Annotated in this window: 1 protein-coding gene; it reads right to left on the bottom strand. The window is 34.4% G+C overall.

The genetic code is table 11. From position 1 onward, the window contains the following. Positions 1-37: 37 nt before the first annotated feature. Positions 38-616 (bottom strand): acetyltransferase (locus RR876_RS17055; protein WP_332637197.1); only part of this gene is annotated, 579 nt, incomplete at its 5' end.

The raw sequence follows: 616 nt of genomic DNA, 5'->3' as shown, positions 1-616 counted from the left end.
ATAGTCAGATTCTCTAATTTCTCAATTTAAATAAAGTTTATTTTTTCTCTAAAATTCGTGCAGGATTTCCAATAACAGTTACGCCAGGTGGAACACTTTTTGTAACAACTGCACCCATACCAACCACTGAACCTTTTCCAATAATTAAAGGTTTGTCTGGCGTACCTTGTTTAATAATTGCACCAGTACCGATATAAGCATGGTCTTCGATATGAATATTGCCATTGCATTTGACACCTGGTGCAAAAGTCACATAATCACCAATCACACAATCATGAGCAACATAGCTATAAATTTTAATATTTGAAGTCAGGCAGGTAAATGGACAAAGTAAACTACCTTCACCAATTTCAACCTCATCCAATACAACCGTATTTGATGCTTGAATTGATAAATGTTGGATATTATCTTGGTTCAACTGAGTAACTAATTTTTCACGGACACTACTATTCGCAATTGCGATTGTAACAAGCTTATTTGATACTGGCTGTTTAATAAAATCTGTATAACTTAAAACTGAGTATCCATTTAAATGAGTTCCAGCTCTTCCATCATCAATAAAAATAAAATCGTCCTTACCCAATATTGGAAATTGCTGGCGAACCAAAGGCATGAC

The organism is Acinetobacter sp., from assembly GCF_036666595.1.
Classification (GTDB): domain Bacteria; phylum Pseudomonadota; class Gammaproteobacteria; order Pseudomonadales; family Moraxellaceae; genus Acinetobacter.
This window is presented reverse-complemented; position numbering and strand designations above follow the sequence as displayed.